Origin of the sequence: Noviherbaspirillum denitrificans, from assembly GCF_002211445.1 — a bacterium.
Classification (GTDB): Bacteria; Pseudomonadota; Gammaproteobacteria; order Burkholderiales; family Burkholderiaceae_D; genus Noviherbaspirillum; species Noviherbaspirillum denitrificans.
In genome coordinates this window covers 158,660-159,948 of record NZ_LSTO01000002.1, presented here as the reverse complement: position 1 = coordinate 159,948, position 1,289 = coordinate 158,660, and the positions used below count along the sequence as shown (strand labels likewise).

Below are 1,289 nucleotides of genomic sequence, written 5' to 3'. Positions count from 1 at the left end.
TCGGCGGGTGATGCGGGAAACGGGACAAGGTTGTCGGTGACCGCGACCACGCAGCGCGCGTGTGCGGCATCGACCATCGCGTAGCCTAGCGTGCCGCAGGCCGACGGGCCGTCCGTGCCGTTGAGGTTGCCGCACGCATCCGCCGCCGGCGCGGCGATGAAGGCGACGTCGATCTTCAGTTCGCCCGACACAATCGCACGCGCGCGCCCGCCGTGCGTCTGCAAGACGGCCGGCACAGGTAGTTGTCCGCGCGACACGGCCTGTGCGACCGGGCCGGCAATGTACGCGGAATGGATGGCGGTCACCACGCCTTCCCGCATGTGGTCCACCATCGGCGCATGGGCCGGGAACAACGAACTGGCGGCGACCGTGATGTCATGGATGCCCATCGCGGCAATCTCGGCCAGCACCATGTTGATGACGAAATCGCCGTTGCGGAGGTGGTGGTGGAAAGAGATGGTGCCGCCGTCTTTCAGGCCGGCCGCTTCAATGGCGGCGCGCAGGCCGGGCATGAGTTTGGAAGGGGTGGCGTTCGATGTCTGGAACCTGAACGGTTTGATCCGTCCGTATCCGTCGATGTAGTCGGGGATGCTGCCGTTAACCATCATTGACCTCGATTGATTGTTTGGGGACGGGTGCTTCCGTTCATGATTCGCTGGCCTACCTCGTCGCGCCCACACAGGCGGGGGCGACGGGGATTTTGGGGATGCAGTTGTTGCAGCCGCCCGCCTTCATTCCAGAATCACGCTGCTAGCTCCACCAGCAGGTCCTTCGCCGCCACCACCGCACCGGGACGCACATGCGTCTGTTTCACCACCGCATCGCGCTCGGCCCGGATCATGGTTTCCATCTTCATCGCCTCGATCGACACCAGCGGATCACCCTTGGCCACCTTCTGCCCGGCCTTCACCGCCAGCGTCACGATCATGCCCGGCATCGGCGCGCCGACATGATTCGCATTGCCATCCTGCGCGCGCGGATGCGTGACCAGCTTCACCGCGCCCGCCTTGTCGATGCGCACCATGCGCGCCTGGCCGTTGAGTTCGAAGAACAGCTTGCTCTGGCCTTCTTCCTCCAGTTCGGTGCGGCCCTGCAGACGCATCACCAGCGTCTTGCCCTGGTCGATGTCGACCGAGATTTCCTGGCCTTCCTTCAAGCCGTAGAAGAACACCGGCGTCGGCAGCACGGAGACGTCGCCGTACTGGCGGCGATGCTCCGCATAGTCGCGGAACACCTTCGGATACATCAGGTAGGACGCCAGTTCCTGTTCGCTGATGCTGCGGCCGACT

2 protein-coding genes are annotated in these 1,289 nt (G+C 64.4%); both read right to left on the bottom strand.

Annotated features, from left to right (window positions below):
• The coding region (locus AYR66_RS28560; RefSeq protein ID WP_272938376.1) for a citrate lyase subunit alpha at positions 1-608 on the bottom strand (608 nt) is incomplete at its 3' end.
• 134 nt (positions 609-742) lie between these two features.
• The coding region (locus AYR66_RS24300) for a biotin/lipoyl-containing protein (protein ID WP_141104322.1) at positions 743-1,289 on the bottom strand (547 nt) is incomplete at its 5' end.